The 15,463-nt window shown below is 39.0% G+C and carries 17 protein-coding genes and 1 pseudogene; 11 read left to right on the top strand and 7 right to left on the bottom strand.

Going from position 1 to position 15,463, the window contains the following annotated elements; all coding sequences use genetic code 11:
• Positions 1–125: 125 nt before the first annotated feature.
• Both KME09_12405 and KME09_12410 read right to left on the bottom strand, forming a co-directional pair.
• A complete protein-coding gene (locus tag KME09_12405) occupies positions 126–740 on the bottom strand; it encodes a hypothetical protein (protein ID MBW4534727.1) in 615 nt (204 codons plus the stop codon).
• Positions 741–854: 114 nt separating this feature from the next.
• Positions 855–1,733, bottom strand: coding sequence for a hypothetical protein (locus KME09_12410; protein ID MBW4534728.1), 879 nt, complete (start codon positions 1,731–1,733; stop codon positions 855–857).
• 278 nt (positions 1,734–2,011) lie between these two features.
• Between KME09_12410 and KME09_12415 the strand changes: the two genes are divergently transcribed.
• The 9 genes from KME09_12415 (at position 2,012) to KME09_12455 (ending at position 8,993) form a co-directional block, all read left to right on the top strand.
• Positions 2,012–2,212 carry a hypothetical protein gene (locus KME09_12415; GenBank protein ID MBW4534729.1) on the top strand — a complete coding sequence of 67 codons (201 nt, stop codon included), beginning with the start codon at positions 2,012–2,014 and terminating at the stop codon, positions 2,210–2,212.
• A gap of 38 nt (positions 2,213–2,250) precedes the next feature.
• Positions 2,251–2,424, top strand: a complete 174-nt coding sequence (locus KME09_12420; GenBank protein MBW4534730.1) for a hypothetical protein — start codon at positions 2,251–2,253, stop codon at positions 2,422–2,424.
• A 115-nt stretch (positions 2,425–2,539) separates the two neighbouring features.
• Positions 2,540–2,731: a hypothetical protein gene (locus KME09_12425; protein MBW4534731.1), complete on the top strand. Its 192-nt coding sequence runs from the start codon at positions 2,540–2,542 to the stop codon at positions 2,729–2,731.
• Between the two features lie 197 nt (positions 2,732–2,928).
• Positions 2,929–5,622 (top strand): glucosidase, encoded by a 2,694-nt coding sequence (locus KME09_12430; protein MBW4534732.1) that lies wholly within the window; start codon positions 2,929–2,931, stop codon positions 5,620–5,622.
• Positions 5,623–5,835: 213 nt separating this feature from the next.
• Positions 5,836–6,153, top strand: a complete 318-nt coding sequence (locus KME09_12435; GenBank protein ID MBW4534733.1) for a nucleotidyltransferase family protein — start codon at positions 5,836–5,838, stop codon at positions 6,151–6,153.
• A complete protein-coding gene (locus tag KME09_12440) occupies positions 6,143–6,496 on the top strand; it encodes a DUF86 domain-containing protein (GenBank protein MBW4534734.1) in 354 nt (117 codons plus the stop codon). Before KME09_12435 ends, KME09_12440 begins: the two co-directional genes overlap by 11 nt.
• 275 nt (positions 6,497–6,771) lie before the next feature.
• Complete coding sequence (locus tag KME09_12445) at positions 6,772–6,981, top strand: NblA/ycf18 family protein (GenBank protein MBW4534735.1); 210 nt, start codon at positions 6,772–6,774, stop codon at positions 6,979–6,981.
• Positions 6,982–7,085: 104 nt separating this feature from the next.
• A complete protein-coding gene (locus KME09_12450; protein MBW4534736.1) occupies positions 7,086–7,898 on the top strand; it encodes a glucose 1-dehydrogenase in 813 nt (270 codons plus the stop codon).
• A gap of 207 nt (positions 7,899–8,105) precedes the next feature.
• On the top strand, positions 8,106–8,993 hold the full coding sequence (locus KME09_12455; protein ID MBW4534737.1) for a sigma-70 family RNA polymerase sigma factor: 888 nt from the start codon (positions 8,106–8,108) through the stop codon (positions 8,991–8,993).
• A gap of 203 nt (positions 8,994–9,196) precedes the next feature.
• On the opposite strand, the gene leuD is transcribed toward KME09_12455, so the two are convergent.
• From leuD to KME09_12470, 3 genes and pseudogenes are all read right to left on the bottom strand, one after another.
• Positions 9,197–9,793, bottom strand: a complete 597-nt coding sequence (gene leuD / locus KME09_12460; GenBank protein MBW4534738.1) for a 3-isopropylmalate dehydratase small subunit — start codon at positions 9,791–9,793, stop codon at positions 9,197–9,199.
• Between the two features lie 93 nt (positions 9,794–9,886).
• Positions 9,887–11,191 (bottom strand): hypothetical protein, encoded by a 1,305-nt coding sequence (locus tag KME09_12465; protein ID MBW4534739.1) that lies wholly within the window; start codon positions 11,189–11,191, stop codon positions 9,887–9,889.
• Between the two features lie 193 nt (positions 11,192–11,384).
• Positions 11,385–11,537: pseudogene (locus tag KME09_12470) on the bottom strand (transposase).
• A 26-nt stretch (positions 11,538–11,563) separates the two neighbouring features.
• Between KME09_12470 and KME09_12475 the strand changes: the two are divergent.
• Both KME09_12475 and KME09_12480 read left to right on the top strand, forming a co-directional pair.
• Positions 11,564–12,946 (top strand): transposase, encoded by a 1,383-nt coding sequence (locus KME09_12475; GenBank protein MBW4534740.1) that lies wholly within the window; start codon positions 11,564–11,566, stop codon positions 12,944–12,946.
• Positions 12,947–13,109: 163 nt separating this feature from the next.
• On the top strand, positions 13,110–13,688 hold the full coding sequence (locus KME09_12480) for a thioredoxin family protein (GenBank protein ID MBW4534741.1): 579 nt from the start codon (positions 13,110–13,112) through the stop codon (positions 13,686–13,688).
• Positions 13,689–13,708: 20 nt separating this feature from the next.
• Here the strand turns inward: KME09_12480 and KME09_12485 are convergent, their stop codons facing one another.
• Positions 13,709–14,659: a flippase-like domain-containing protein gene (locus KME09_12485; GenBank protein ID MBW4534742.1), complete on the bottom strand. Its 951-nt coding sequence runs from the start codon at positions 14,657–14,659 to the stop codon at positions 13,709–13,711.
• A complete protein-coding gene (locus KME09_12490) occupies positions 14,659–15,318 on the bottom strand; it encodes a glycerophosphodiester phosphodiesterase (protein MBW4534743.1) in 660 nt (219 codons plus the stop codon). Before KME09_12490 ends, KME09_12485 begins: the two co-directional genes overlap by 1 nt.
• Between the last annotated feature and the right edge of the window lie 145 nt (positions 15,319–15,463).

Below are 15,463 nucleotides of genomic sequence, written 5' to 3' on the forward strand. Positions count from 1 at the left end.
ACTGTGGCAAGGCGAGCAAATTTGACATTTTAAGGCTAAAAACGGGAAACTATAACTTCTTAATGGTTGTTGGCAATAGGTTACAGTTTCCTGCAAATTTTAATAACTTTAATTTTCTGTTTACTTTACTCTAATTCCTGTCGGCGTCGATCTGCGTCGCGATCGCTACTGTCTTCATCGTCTGAATCGTCTGTGTCTGAATCTGGGACATTGTTGTTATTTTCGTCTCTTGCCTCATCGGCTTGCTGGCGATAATCCGATTTCTGTTCATTATCCGAATATTCCCCTGGATCAGATTCGTCTCCTTGATGTTCTACTTCTAATTCTTGTCGGCGCCGATCTGCGTCGCGATCGCCATTATCCGACTCTGAATCTGAATCATTGTCCTCATTGTCGTCTCTTGCTTCATCAGCTTGTCGGCGATAATCCGATTCCTGCTCATTTCCCGAGTCATATTGTCCGTCTTCTCTTTCTAATTCTCGTCGGCGTTCATCTGCATCGCGATCGCGATCTGTCTCTGGATCGGGAATGATTATATTAAATCTCTCCCTAAGTTTTTCCAGTTCACGATTATAATCCGATTCCGACTCGCGATCTGCTAGATACATCTTGTCCAGCCAGATATTTGATTGAACCAGAGTAGATTGTGCGGTATTTATAGAGTCTAGATCGATTGATTTTAAGCTTAGACAGGCATTGGTTGATAGGAATAAAGAACCAGCACAAATTACTTCGATCATAAAATTACCTATGTGAAATTATCTATGTGAATAATCAAAAAACAGACATTATTACAAATGCCTGTCCAGTTAAATTTTTTAGTTTTGAATGATGTACGATATCTTACTTAAAATTTAGACAATATCAATATCTTCGCTAGGAACAAATTCGACATCTCCCTCAATAACAGCAAAAGCTTGGTCGTCAAAGAGAACTTCTCTAGAACTAGAATCAAAAGTAAAGCGAGCGATTTCGTCTGTATCAATATCAAAGCCGTCAGCATCGATTTGTATTTGGTCTCCATCGTCGAATGAGAATCCTTCAATGGTGTCTAATCCCACATTAGTAATATTAGAAAAGACAAAAGTGTCTGCACCTGACCCACCATTGAGAATATCATCCCCTAACTCCCCTTCTAAAATGTCGTCGTCTTGATTGCCAGATAAAGTATCTCTACCTGAAGCTCCCAGCAAGGTATCATCACCAGATTCACCAAATAGCTCGTCGTCATCTTCTCCACCATCGACAACATCATTGTTACTACCAGCAAACAGAATATCGTCACCTGCGTCACCATATACGCGATCGTCTCCTGTTCCTCCGTCTAGAGTGTCGTTTCCGCCATCAGGCCCGCCTCCTAGAAGATCATCACCAGATTCACCAAATAAACGATCGTCTCCTGTTCCTCCATCTAAGGAATCATCACCATCAACACCATAAAGCAGATCGTTTGCTGAATCTCCATAAAGTTTGTCGTCCCCCTCGCCTCCTGTTAAAGTATCAAAATCATCGCCACCCAAAAGCAGATCGTCTCCCGAATCTCCTCCCACAAAATCTCGATCGTCTTCACCACTTACGGTATCGTTCCCTTCAGAACCATAAAGAGTGTCATCCCCTAGATAACCAATAACGACATCGTTCCCTGCTAAACCGTTGATCACGTCGTTTTCTGAGCTTAAGTCAAATAAATCTCGTAAATCTTCGCTTTCTGGAGTTCCTGTCAAATTAGCCATAATAATTATTTTTTCTGTCGTGATGTAAAAAACTAGATTGATGCTAGATGTAAATTCAGACTAGCTTGGTATATTTTTAAATTTAAATGATGAAAATGAAAAAGTGGATAAAGTAAGCAAATATAATTAGCTTGTCAACTAACAATTTTTGACTTTACAAAAGTTGTTTATAGACTGAAAAATCAGTGAAATGTTTCCTGGAAACAAAAATATTTATTTAAAGTTATCTTAGTAGTTAAATAGTGTTATAATTAAAGAATATAAAGAGGAATATTTTTATGAATACAGGTGAAGAAAAGTTTGCTCAAACCGAACCTTTTAGCGAAACAAATGATACTGATGAAATTAATCAAGCAGTAGATTTAGACATGAATAATGTCGATGAACTTGGAAAACAAGCAGGATTAGAGATGAATGATAATGAAGAATTAGGTCTCAAGGCTAAACTAGAACAACGAGATGATAGTCGTTTGGATTGAGATTTTACTCCATAGATTTAAGCAAAAGTAATTAAACCATGAAAGCAGAAGATCACAGCCGTCCAGTAAGTAAAACTCATCTAGAAATAGTAGATACTTTTCAAGATGCGGGAACCAGACCAATTGAAGAAAGCCCAGACTATCTAATTCCTGCCAAAGGGGAAATTAATTTGAGTCAGACACCTAACTCTAGTAAATCTAAAACTAATTAACCAGCGATCGCTTATAAAAATCGCTAACTTTCGGGACTAAAAAAATAAGTCAAAAGATAGAAGATAACTGAATTGATTGTTGCTAGATTATCTTTGAAGTGATTAAAATAAAATTATGAACATTAAAAAAGACATACAAAACGCAGCGGAAGGATTGAAGCAGAAAGCAGAAGCAAGAAGCGTCAATATTGAAGGCACAGTTAGAGAAAATTTAGGCGAATATTCTGACGACCAAGAAGCGGTTGAAAATGGTCAAGAAATGCAAGCCCAAGCAGATGACTTGAGAAAAGAAGCAGACAATAAATAACCAATAAAAAACTAAAAATCAATAACAAATAATAAATATACTAGATCGACTTGAGTTATTTTAAAGCTGCTTAAGTCGATATTTTTTTGGTGAGAAAAATTTCCTAAAAACTTATGATCTATCTTTGGCTAGATTTGATGATTAAAGCGATCGCCATATATTAGATAATAATTTATAGTTTAGTCTTGCTGCATTTTATGTCTAAATCCCCCAAACTTACCCAGGAAGAAATTAGACTACAGCAGGATCGAGAAAAAACAGCATACTGGCGCAGATGGGGTTGTTATCTAAGCGATCGCCAGTGGGGAACAGTACGAGAAGACTATAGTGCGGATGGTTCAGCCTGGGATGATTTTACCTTTGAACAGTCCCATTATCGAGCATATCGTTGGGGAGAAGACGGCATTGCAGGTATGTCTGATAACCATCAGCGGTTATGTTTTTCTTTAGCAATTTGGAATGGTAACGATCCTTTTTTAAAAGAAAGATTATATGGCTTAACCAATAGTCAGGGAAATCATGGGGAAGACGTTAAAGAGTATTATTTTCATTTAGATAATACGCCAACTCATTCTTATATGAAGTTTCTTTATAAGTATCCCCAAAAGGCTTTTCCCTATTGGCAGTTGGAACAGGAGAATAAAAAGCGGGGTTTAAAGAATAGAGAGTTTGAATTGCTGGAAACTGGCATCTTTGATGAAGATAAGTATTTTGATATTACGGTAGAATATGCCAAGCAAAGCGATGAAGATATTTTAATCAACATTCAGGTAACAAATCGCGCTGAGGAAAACGCAGCAATACATTTACTGCCTACTCTCTGGTTTCGCAATATTTGGTCATGGGGTTATGAGGTAGATCAGCCCAAATTAAAGATCTACGAACAATCGACAGAATACAGCGTTATTGAGGCGCAGCACCCCGACTTGGGTAGAAGATGGTTGTATTGCGCTAATGTGGAGGCAAACAGCTGTTCGCCCCTACTGTTTACCGAAAACGATACTAATTATCAACGTTTATCCTCTGACACAAAAAATAAATCTCCTTATGTTAAAGACGCTTTTCATAAATATGTCGTGGAAGGAAAACAGGATGCGGTAAACCCAAATCAGATTGGTACAAAATTTGCAGCCTATTACAATTTAGAATTAAAAGCAGGGGAAACCAGAAGTATCCAACTAAGACTCTGCGATCGGCCAGATCTTAAGACTCCCTTTGGACAAACATTTAACGATACATTCCAAGTACGTCAACAAGAAGCCGATGAGTTTTATCAACGAGTTTCGCCCGATCCAAAAAGTCCAGAACTGCAAAATATTGAACGTCAAGCATTTGCAGGGATGCTATGGAATAAGCAATATTATCACTACATAGTTGATACCTGGCTGGAAGGAGATCCTGCTCAACCTAAGCCACCAGAGTCGCGTCAAAAAGGAACCAACAGTAACTGGATACATCTGCATACTGATGACGTAATCTCGATGCCTGATAAATGGGAATATCCTTATTTTGCAGCCTGGGATTTAGCTTTTCATGTGATACCTTTGGCGGCGATCGATCCTGACTTTGCCAAAAAACAGCTAGAGCGCCTTACTCGTGAATGGTATATGCATCCTAATGGACAAATGCCAGCCTATGAATGGAATTTTGATGGGGTTAATCCTCCTGTTCATGCTTGGGCTGCCTGGCGCGTATACAGCATCGAACAAGAGATGTATGGACGTTCAGATAAAAAGTTTCTCGAACGAGTCTTTCAAAAACTACTGCTTAACTTTACTTGGTGGGTAAACCAACACGATGAGCAAAATAATAATATCTTTCAAGGCGGTTTTCTTGGATTAGACAATATCGGTGTCTTCAATCGTGATGGCGACTTACCAACAGGGGGAAAACTATCTCAGTCTGATGGTACTAGCTGGATGGCAATGTATTGTTTAGATTTACTAACTATTGCTTTGGAGTTAGCCCAAGATAATGATATCTACGAAGATATCGCCAGTAAATTCTTTGAACACTTTCTCTATATCGTTGATGCGATGAACCACATGGGTTCAGAAGGTTCAGCTCTTTGGAATGAAGAAGATGGTTTCTATTATGACGTGCTGCATCTACCCAATGGTGAAAATCTCGATCTAAAAGTGCGATCGCTTGTAGGTTTAATCCCTCTGTTTGCGGTAACTACCATCGAGCAAAAAACTCTGGATAAACTACCAGGATTGAATGGCAGAATAAAATGGTTTGTTAACAAACGCCCTCAACTTAGCCGTAATCTTGCCTGTATGGAAGGATGCGAACATAATTCTCGCCGTTTACTCGCCGTGGTGAATGAAGATCGCCTGCGTCAATTATTAAACAAGATGCTGGATGAAACAGAATTTCTCAGTGACTATGGTATTCGTTCTGTTTCTAAATATCATCAAGAACATCCCTACACTTTTAAAACTGAGGACCAAACCTATGATATCAGCTACGAATCTGCTGAATCTCAGAGTAAAATGTTTGGTGGTAATTCTAACTGGCGTGGGCCAATTTGGTTTCCGCTCAATTATTTATTAATCGAATCTTTGCAAAAATTTGATTATTATTACGACGGTAATTTCCAAGTCGAATGTCCCACTGGTTCAGGTAAAATGATGACTCTATGGGAAGTATCTTTAGAATTAGAAAGGCGTTTAATCAATATTTTTCTGCCTAAAGATGATGGAGCTAGACCAGTTTTTGGCGATCTAAATAAATTTCATCATGATGAGCATTGGCAAGATTTATTGCTATTTAATGAATATTTTAATGGCGATAATGGTGCCGGTTTAGGGGCATCACACCAGACGGGATGGACGGGTTTGGTGGCAAAGTTAATTATGCAACGAAGTAAATATAATGAAGAACGCTAAAACTGAACCCAGACTGTGCCAAAAAGCGATCGCTCTGTAGCTTCCTCGTCATCATCAACCCCCGCATTAAATAAATTTTGGATACTAATTGCAGCTTTAAAATTAGCTTAAGAGTAAAGAATGGCTGCATCAATTTGCAGGTAATATGAAATACTTAAATATTTGCTACAAACAAAGCATCTTAAAATTGTGGAATAAATAGTTAATAAGAAGATGAATGTAGAAAACAATCAACAATTACTCAAGCGAGATGATGTATTAGCATTGTTAAATGCCTATCGACCTGCACTTTTACAGTTCAAAGTAAAGTCATTACTGTTATTTGGCTCAGTTGCACGGGATGAAACCAATCTTCAAAGTGATGTGGATTTGTTGGTTGAGTTTGAGCAACCTGTAGGATTACTGACTTTTGTTCGATTACAGCGATATTTAGAGACGATTTTAGGGCGTAAAGTAGATTTAGGAACGCCTGATTCTTTAAAAGAACATTTACGAGAGGCAGTTTTACGGGAGGCAGTACGTGCCTTCTAGAAATTTGCAGCAGCGACTCCAAGATATTGTGGAGACGAGTGCAGAAATTAAAATTTTTACCGCCGGAATGAATTTTGCTGATTTTGAACGAGATCCTAAAACAGTCAAGGCGGTTTTGTACAATTTGGCAATTATTGGCGAGGCAGTTAGTCAGCTTTTGCCAGAGGTAGAATTCTTGTATCCAGAAATTCCCTGGATAGATATTCGCGCAATTCGGAATATTATAATTCATGAGTATTTTAGAGTGGATTTAGGCATTATTTGGGAAACAATTCAGACAGATTTACCACCCTTAGTAAGACAGTTACAGGAATTGATAGAACGTTTGAAGAGAAAAGGCTAGAAAATCTCATTCAAGTCGAATTTACTTAAATAATAAGTTTAAATAGTTTCAATAATCTTGCGCTTAAATCTTTGAGGCTTTACTTGTTTGCAAAGATGATTTTATAGTCATTTCAAAGAGAAAACACATTCATTTCTCATCCTAACTATCTATTTCTTGTGTTTAGTGATTACTGTCATTCATTTGCGGATATTACTACATTCGATAGAGTCAAGACATCTTAAGGTTTGTTTACAATAGAAAAAACAAACAAAAGAAGAAAAAGGAAGAAAACAATGGATAGATTAGAGAATACCCTTTCGATGGAGCAAGAATTGAGTCATAGAATATTTAGCGATACCGTACAGCAATTGTCTCAATCTGAAGCTCAAGAACTATTGATCCAGATGCATAAACAAATGATGTATAAAGAAAACATCTACAAAGAAATGTTTCTGAATCAGGAAAAAGATATTGTCGATGCTTTATTTGGCGCAGGTAGATAGATACAAGCAGTAAATCCTGGGTTCTATTGCTAAAGGAGGATGTAGACTAGCCTGAAAAACTGATAAACCTGTAGATAACGAGAAATTCGGTGCAGAAATTGAGCATGAAGGGTTTAAAAGGGAAAAATGTTTTGGTTACGGGGGCGACTTCGGGGATCGGACAGGCGATCGCAGCTGGCTTTGCATCTGAAGGTGCTAATGTGGCTTTAAACTACCGTGGCGATATCAGCAAGCTTGACGATACCAAAGAGTTGATTATTAGAGCTAGTGAGCAAGAAAATAGTCATACTAGCAAGGTGTTGCCAGTGGCAGGCGATATGTCTGAAGAAGCAGATATTGTGCGGATGTGCAGTGAAGTTGTTGAACAGTTAGGTAGTCTAGACATTTTAATCAATAATGCAGGTATTCAAACTACTTCCCCTTCCCATGAATTATCAACTGCTGATTTCGATCGGGTAATGCAGGTTAACCTGCGGGGTGCTTATCTTTGTGCCAGAGAAGCTTTAAAACATTTTATGCAGCGGGGTAATGGTGGCATCATCATCAACGTTTCCAGCGTCCATGAAATTATCCCTAGACCGACCTACATTAGTTATTCAATGAGCAAGGGAGCTATGGAAAACATGACTAAAACATTGGCTTTAGAATATGCACCTCAAGGTATTCGAGTAAATGCGATCGCTCCTGGGGCAACAGCAACACCAATTAATAGCTGGACGGATGACACTCAAAAACTCAAAGAAGTCGAAAGTCATATTCCAATGGGACGAGTGGGAACTTCAGCAGAAATGGCAGCAATTACGGCTTTTTTGGCTTCTGACGATGCCTCATATATAACTGGTCAAACCTTGTTTGTAGACGGGGGACTAACCCTGTATGCAGATTTTCTTAAACCTTGGTCGGCAGGAGAAGAATAAACCTTTAAAAGAGTTTTTTTCCTGAGAAAAGATTTACCTGTTGATGTTTGATGATCATTGTAAATTGAGAAATTTAGTTTAGTGGCTGTAAACAACTAAATGAATATATGCATTATTACTCTCAGTTTTAAATGTTTAATCATCAACGTTCAACTTTCTAGTAAGCAAATAAAACATTAACCCAAAATCATAAATTAAAACGTAATCATGGCTAATAATTCAAACAACACAGTTCGAGACTATCTCAAAGAAATTGGTCGCACTCCCCTACTAAAAGCCGAAGAGGAAGTTGAATACGCTAATCAAATTCAGGCTATGTTGCCTTTATTAGATAAAGCCAATCCGACTCCAGAAGAGCAGCGCATCATCCATCAAGGACAAATTGCTAAACAAAAAATGGTTGAGGCAAACCTGCGCTTAGTAGTGTCTGTTGCCAAGAAATATCAAAACCGTGGTCTATCAATGCTGGATCTAATTCAAGAAGGTAGTATTGGTTTGATGAGAGCGACTGAAAAATTTGATGCTGGCAAAGGTTACAAGTTCTCAACCTATAGCTACTGGTGGATTAGACAAGCAATGACTAGAGCGATCGCCAATTATGCTAGAACAATTCGCTTACCAATTCATATTACTCAAGACCTAAATAAAATTAAAAAAGTCACTCGTCAGCTATCTCAACAGTTGGGTAGAAAACCGAGCGATCGTGAAGTTGCGACAGAGTTAGATATGGATTTAGATAAGTTAAGATCTTTGGCACAGTCTGCCAGAATTACTAAACCCAAAAGTCTGAACGTTACGATTGATGAAAATCAAACTGAGTTAGGGCAAATTTTAGCTGATGATTCCGCTTCTCCAGCAGATTTTGTCTCCAGTCAAGAAACTCGCGCTCATATTCAAAGTCTATTACATACCCTCTCTCCTAAACAGCGAGATGTAATTACACTGCGCTATGGCTTAAATGACGGCAAAACAATGACCTACGAGCAAATTGGTGATGTTTGTGGTGTCAGCAGAGAAAGAGTCAGACAAATCAAAAATAAAGCAATGAAGCTGCTTAAGCAACGAGCAATCGAGTATTCCAGTTTAGCAGGTTAATATTTCTCCCGTTAGAAACCAAAGATTTTTAGCGGGGGGTTTTATAGAAGTAGGAAATAGGAAGTAGGAAATGTCATAACGTTATTACGTATGGCTAGATATTTCTCGACTTACAGCGAATTTCAGTTGGATAGAACCCATTACCCATTACCTATTACTTCGATAAATTAATGTGTCTACTCAGGCGATCGCTCTAGGTTTATTTAAGCAGTCTGCCAATTTACATAAGGCAATTTAGTCGCTGTTATTTGAATCTTCTCGGCATTACTAACTAACTGTCCGCAGTTATCCCAAGTACCTGACAAAAACATTTGTCTTGAACCTTCGTTCATTTTCACGGGAACAGATAAACGATCGCTTTTGAGGGACATTGTGGCTAAATCAACGATAAAATTAGCTTTAGGGTTTTCTTTAACTATTGTCTGTAGCTGCTGGATCTCCTCTGGATTAGCTATTAGACAGGGAACACCAATCGCCACACAATTACCAAAAAAAATCTCGGCAAAGCTTTGTCCGACAATCGCCTTAATACCCCATTTAGATAGAGCTTGAGGTGCATGTTCCCGTGAAGAGCCACAGCCAAAGTTATTATTGACTACGAGAATACTCGCTCCTTGGTGTTGAGGCCGATCGAAAGGATGATTACCATTTGTTTGCAGGCGATCGTCTTCAAAAGCATGTTCTCCTAAACCATCAAACGTAACGCAGCGGAGGAAACGAGCAGGAATAATCCGATCTGTATCAATATCATTTCCCTCAACGGCGATCGCTCTTCCTGATATTTCGTTAATTTTACTCATATTTTTGATTACTAATTACTGATTACTGATTACTGAGCTACGCTCAACCGCCTACTACCTAATACCTACTACCTAATACCTACTACCCACTACCTACTGCTCACTGATTCTCCGTTGCCAATCTTGATCGATTTTATCGGCATTTTTAATGTTTTGATCTAAAAGATCGTCTTGGGTGGTGTAGGTGATGTCGCGATCGCCAATTACTTTTTGTTGAGCAAACTGACTGGCGTAGGCTAATTTCTGACGTAGAGACTGATCGGCTTGATTGAGGGCGATCGCTCTTTGTTCACGAGCTTGGTTACGCTTCACAATCTTGGGATTGCGTCCTTGAATCCAAAAATAGCGCACCAAAGGAATTAAAAGATATAAAACACCATAGCCTAATAAAAACCATTGAATCGAAGCAGCAAATAACACGATACTCTTTCCGTAGGTAACCGCAGAAACTGCACCTCCTCTCAACAGAGAATTTAAGACAAATGCCGCAATAATATTTAAAGCACCTAAACTAGCCGCTAGAGTAATTTGGCTACCATTGGCTTGACTAAAACGCCACAGTTTTTCTTGTAAATAGCCTGCTGTAGAAATAGATTCTTGTCGGTGGTTAGCCATTACCTGAAGTTCAGGAAAGTAGTAAATAATCTCTCCTTGGGGTGAAACTTGAGGATAACCGTTAAAGCGACTAAGTACAGGAATCATATAGTCTTCATCTCGATCCATTTCATCGATATAAGGGGCAATTTGTTCGCCAATTACCGCACCCTTACTGTTACGAATTACTGAACCGATCTGCTGCCAACGATATTCTTCTAAATCGGCATTAGGATTACCATCACCAAATAAGAAGGAAAAGACGGACTCTAAGAAGTTCATCTGATAATTACTGGTTTGTTTACGACGCTGAAGACGACGACGGTTGTAGCCAGGATCGAACCACCAAAAGATATCGCCCAGCCAAAAGTGAGGTACAAAAAATCCGCCTCCGTAACCTCCACCAAAGCCTCGATCGCTTCCCTCTCTCTCCTCGTTAGTCGAATTCATGGCGATTACCAGGAGCAGAATTGCTACTAGCATTAGCAAGATTGAGGCGATTAAAATAATCCCGAAGGAAATGCGAATGATATAAAACAAGACTCGCCAAATCTTCTGCCAGGTTTGTTGCCAGCGTAACTGCCAGTATTTATTACGTAAAATAGAGCGAAAGTTTGGAGGAAATAGATAAACTACGTCTCCTGACTCTGCTACCTGTAAATGCCCTCCAGCCTCGCTAGCTAGGGCTAATAACCCTTGTTGGGCAAAATTTAATTCTAACCCTGCTTGTGCAGCCACGTCGCCTACAGTGACGCGGTAATTGAGCTTTTCAATCGAGTTAACAATCTTAGGATCGGGAGTCATTGTTTACCACAAAAATAGTAATACTTGCCTATATACATTTTATCGTTTTAACCTCTTAGGCTGAGAATTCCTGCTCTCTAACCGTTAGGGTGAGAGTCAGGATGAAAAGCCTTAACGTCGGAACGCAGTGGAGACGAGCAATCTTCACCCTGATTCTGTACATATTTCTTAAGAATTTCTAGGGGAGCGTCCGTCATAAATGCCTGGGAGACCCCAGGCAACGCGGACTTGCAAAGCTTACAGAATCAACTGAGTAGCCATCGCTCCAAAATCCTTTACTCCAATCCCAATAAAATTGTCTCAATTCTACTTCAAATTCTTTTCTGACTTTGCGACTGGATACGCTAGTGTGTTTTTAGATAATCTTATATTATGAAGCTGACCTATCAATATAAATTACGACCAACCAAAGAGCAAAATGCCACCATGATTGAGTGGTTGAATCTTCTTCGTCGTCAATATAACTATCGATTAGGTCAGCGTTTTAGTTGGTGGCAAGAAACCAGAACTCCTGTTAATTCATGTCCTCTAAATGTTTCTCTAGTTTCCGTAAATAGGATTTACCAAGACATACCTGAGTTTCGAGTTCAGGTTAGGGATGGCAGAAAATTGGGTGATGATGGACTTCCAATTACTCAAAAAGGAGATAAACACCCCAATATTGTTGGTGGTTATGTCCAATGGCAAACGGTTCAACTAGGAGACTTAAAAAACACCAAAAAATTATTTCCTGAGTACAAAAAGATTCACTCACAAGTCTTACAGGATGTAATTAATAGGGTTGAGACTGCATTCTCAAACTTTATTACTCCAGACAAGAATGGCAATCGTGCAGGTAAACCAAAATTCAAAGGATTACATTATTACAAGTCATTCACCTATTCTCAGTTGAGAAATAAACACATATTAAATAATTACGTAGATTTATCTGGTATTGGTCAGGTTGAGTTGTTTCAACATCGTCCAATTCCTACTGGATTCGTAGTTAAGTTGGGAACAGTTAAATTAGAAGCCGATGGCTGGTATTTATCATTAGCTCTCGAAGATCAAACTGTTCCGATTAAAGAGGATGAAGCAATTTGTCCCACTAAAGAAAACAGTTGTGCAATTGATATTGGACTAGAGCGATTCTTAACTTGTGATGATGGGACTTATATTGAAATTCCCAAATTTTTGAGAAAGGCAGCCGATAGATTAGCTCGATTACAAAGAGCCAAATCCAAGCACCAGTTGGCAAGTAAAGACAAAAAAAGGTTGTATTCGGCTATAGCCAAATTACATCAAAAAATAGCAAGACAAAGGCAAAATTTTCACTTGAAGATTGCTTATTGGTTGTTCTCAAAGGCTGATGTTGTTTTTATTGAAGACTTGAAGCTAAAAAATTTAATTAGAAGAAACAAGTCTAAGCCTGATGGCAAAGGTGGTTTTCTGCCAAACAATCAATCTCAAAGCTCTGGAATGAACAAATCCTGGCTCGATGCTGGGCATTCGAGCTTTTTTCAGATACTAGAATGGGTAGCTTGGAAACTTGGCAAACGAGTCCTCAAAGTCAATCCTTGGGGAACATCGCAGCATTGTTACGCCTGTCTAAACAAAGTGCCAAAATCCTTATCTGACCGATGGCATTCTTGCTCGTGCGGTGCGGAGCTAAATCGCGATGAAAATTCAGCCAAACTGCAAAAATTATTGGGGCTGGAACTTGCCTCAATCAAAACTGCCCCACCGAGGGAAAGAGGCTCGCTCTGTACCCGATAGGGTCAGAGTCGAGTAGTTCACATCTTTTGTCTTTGGTAAAGATGTTTAAAATAAACAAAAAGCGATCGCCTGAGCCAAAATAATTTAGCAATCTCAGCTCGGTATTTTTACTCTTGTTTTTGATCTAAGATAATTTTGATGGGATTTTACAAGGATTGTTCTAATGGTAAAAACTGCTTCAACTATGCTGGCGTTAGGCACTACTGCCCCTGAGTTTCACTTACCTGATGTAGTATCGGGAGAAACTATTTCTTTAGCTACGTTTTCTGGTAGTAAAGCATTATTAGTGATGTTTATTTGCCAGCACTGTCCTTTTGTTAAGCATATTCAGTCAGAGTTAGCTAAAATCGGTCATGATTATCGCGATCGCTTAGGTATAGTAGCAATCAGCGCCAATGATGTAGCCAATTACCCAGACGATTCTCCCCAGAAGCTCAAGGAAATGGCACAGGAGCTTAACTTTAATTTCCCTGTTTGCTACGACGAAAGCCAATCAGTAAGTAAATCCTATACTGCTGCTTGTACGCCAGATTTCTTTTTGTTTGATAGTTCGAGCAAACTGGTTTATCGTGGTCAATTAGATGATAGTCGTCCGAGTAATGGTGTTCCTGTAACGGGCAAGGATTTACGTCAGGCGATCGACGCTGTGCTACAAGATCGAGAGATCAACTTTGAACAAAAGCCCAGTATTGGCTGCAATATTAAGTGGAAACCTGGTAATGAACCAGATTATTTTGGCTAAGTCAACAGTTATTACTGGTGTTATTTACTGCGAGTTTTTGAGCGCCACCTTTGTCTAAATTCAAAACAACAGACTAAAATTAGGGCGATCGCCAAAGGAATTAAAAAGCGGATTGAGCGATAAACTAAGAGAGAGCTTAAAATGTCTGGAGCAAAAATACTTTTAGGCAATAAAAAGATAATGATGGTTTCAAATACGCCAATTCCACCAGGAATATTGCTCATGATTGAGGCTGCCATCCCTAGCTGATAAATACTAAAAAAGTGCAGGTAAGACTGATGAGGATAGCTGGGAATTAGGCAATATAAAACTGCCGCTGCTAATGCCCAGTCAAGGGAAAAAACGGCAATTTGGGTTAGAGGAATAGTTGGTTGAGGAAAACGCAAAATGTTGCCTTTAACTTTTAGGCTTTTTTTGCGCCAACAAAAATAAAGATACGCGCCGACTATAGACAGAGCAGCAATTCCCAGATACTGCATTACCATTGTCGGAATCGGCAGAAATTGCGGTAATTGCAGGGGATGAACCAAAAAAGTAATTCCGTTGAGAGTCAGTAACCCTAACCAAAAAGTAAGATTGCCTAAAGCAGTTATTTTGGCAACGATTCGGGGAGGCACACCCCAACAGGAATAGAAACGATAGCGAATTCCCCCGCCGATTAGCAGCGTAAATCCCGTAGTGTTGCTGACGGCATAAGTAATAAAAGTGGTAAATAAAATCCGCTTACGACTTAAATAATGATTGAGTTGACGAAAAGCAACTAGGTCATAGGTACTGATCGCAAAATAACCTGTAAAAGCAAAGCATAAAGCATAAGCTAACTGGCGATCGCTAATTAGAGCAAAACCGCCTAAAATATCGTCAAGGCTATAGCGATTTAACTCTTTTTGGCAAGTATAGAGCGCAAAAGTTAACAGCAGCAAGCCTACTATCGGATAAATCCAGCGAGTCCAGCCAATCCAGCGATTCATTAATCAGTATTTAAAATGACTCTTTCAGGGTAATTGGTAAATATAGCATCCGCTCCTAATGCTCTCATCAGCTTAATATCATCAGGCTGGTTAACGGTATATACCCAAACCCCTAGACCTTGTTGATGTACAGACTCAATTAACTCAGAAGTGACATAATCTAAGTGAGGAATAACTAAATCTGCCTGTAGCTGTTGAGCGCTAGCTAGATATTGCCAGGGTAAACCGTAAATTAGCGTTCCCGTAATAATATTAGGGCAGATTACCTTAACCCGATGCAATTCATCATGATTAAAAGAGGAAACTACAAAATCTGAGTAAGACCATCCCAGCTCTAGATGTGTTTGAATCAAATCAACTACTAACTTAGCGGTATTACTGCCCTTTAATTCAATATTAATTATGACTTGACGAGCTACTATTTTAAATACTTCTTCTAGAGTAGGTACTTGCTCACCTTTACCAGCATCGAGCGATCGCACATAACTAAAACTGCTATTCTCTAGATAACCTGTACCATTAGTCGTCCGAGATAAATCGCGATCGTGAATTACGACTAAATTATCTTCGAGGTTGTAGACATCAATTTCTACTGCATCAACACCTAAAGCGATCGCCTTTTTGATAGACAATAAAGTATTTTCAGGCTCATGTCCCATTGCCCCTCGATGTCCAATAATAAGCATATAAATCGATCATTAATCATTGGTATCTACTCTGAACATTAGCTAAAAGCTAAAAGCTAAAAGCTAAAAGCAAGAAGCTAAAAAATCTAAACCCAGCTATTCCCTAAAAAGCATTATA

The organism is Pleurocapsa minor HA4230-MV1, assembly GCA_019359095.1.
GTDB lineage: Bacteria > Cyanobacteriota > Cyanobacteriia > Cyanobacteriales > Xenococcaceae > Waterburya > Waterburya minor.

Bases quoted from the DNA above. Each gene is read 5' to 3' on its own strand.
- KME09_12405 (MBW4534727.1), bottom strand. From the start codon at position 740: ATGATCGAAGTAATTTGTGCTGGTTCTTTATTCCTATCAACCAATGCC.
- KME09_12410 (MBW4534728.1), bottom strand. From the start codon at position 1,733: ATGGCTAATTTGACAGGAACTCCAGAAAGCGAAGATTTACGAGATTTA.
- KME09_12415 (MBW4534729.1), top strand. From the start codon at position 2,012: ATGAATACAGGTGAAGAAAAGTTTGCTCAAACCGAACCTTTTAGCGAA.
- KME09_12420 (MBW4534730.1), top strand. From the start codon at position 2,251: ATGAAAGCAGAAGATCACAGCCGTCCAGTAAGTAAAACTCATCTAGAA.
- KME09_12425 (MBW4534731.1), top strand. From the start codon at position 2,540: ATGAACATTAAAAAAGACATACAAAACGCAGCGGAAGGATTGAAGCAG.
- KME09_12430 (MBW4534732.1), top strand. From the start codon at position 2,929: ATGTCTAAATCCCCCAAACTTACCCAGGAAGAAATTAGACTACAGCAG.
- KME09_12435 (MBW4534733.1), top strand. From the start codon at position 5,836: ATGAATGTAGAAAACAATCAACAATTACTCAAGCGAGATGATGTATTA.
- KME09_12445 (MBW4534735.1), top strand. From the start codon at position 6,772: ATGGATAGATTAGAGAATACCCTTTCGATGGAGCAAGAATTGAGTCAT.
- KME09_12450 (MBW4534736.1), top strand. From the start codon at position 7,086: ATGAAGGGTTTAAAAGGGAAAAATGTTTTGGTTACGGGGGCGACTTCG.
- KME09_12455 (MBW4534737.1), top strand. From the start codon at position 8,106: ATGGCTAATAATTCAAACAACACAGTTCGAGACTATCTCAAAGAAATT.
- leuD (MBW4534738.1), bottom strand. From the start codon at position 9,793: ATGAGTAAAATTAACGAAATATCAGGAAGAGCGATCGCCGTTGAGGGA.
- KME09_12465 (MBW4534739.1), bottom strand. From the start codon at position 11,191: ATGACTCCCGATCCTAAGATTGTTAACTCGATTGAAAAGCTCAATTAC.
- KME09_12475 (MBW4534740.1), top strand. From the start codon at position 11,564: ATGAAGCTGACCTATCAATATAAATTACGACCAACCAAAGAGCAAAAT.
- KME09_12480 (MBW4534741.1), top strand. From the start codon at position 13,110: ATGGTAAAAACTGCTTCAACTATGCTGGCGTTAGGCACTACTGCCCCT.
- KME09_12485 (MBW4534742.1), bottom strand. From the start codon at position 14,659: ATGAATCGCTGGATTGGCTGGACTCGCTGGATTTATCCGATAGTAGGC.
- KME09_12490 (MBW4534743.1), bottom strand. From the start codon at position 15,318: ATGGGACATGAGCCTGAAAATACTTTATTGTCTATCAAAAAGGCGATC.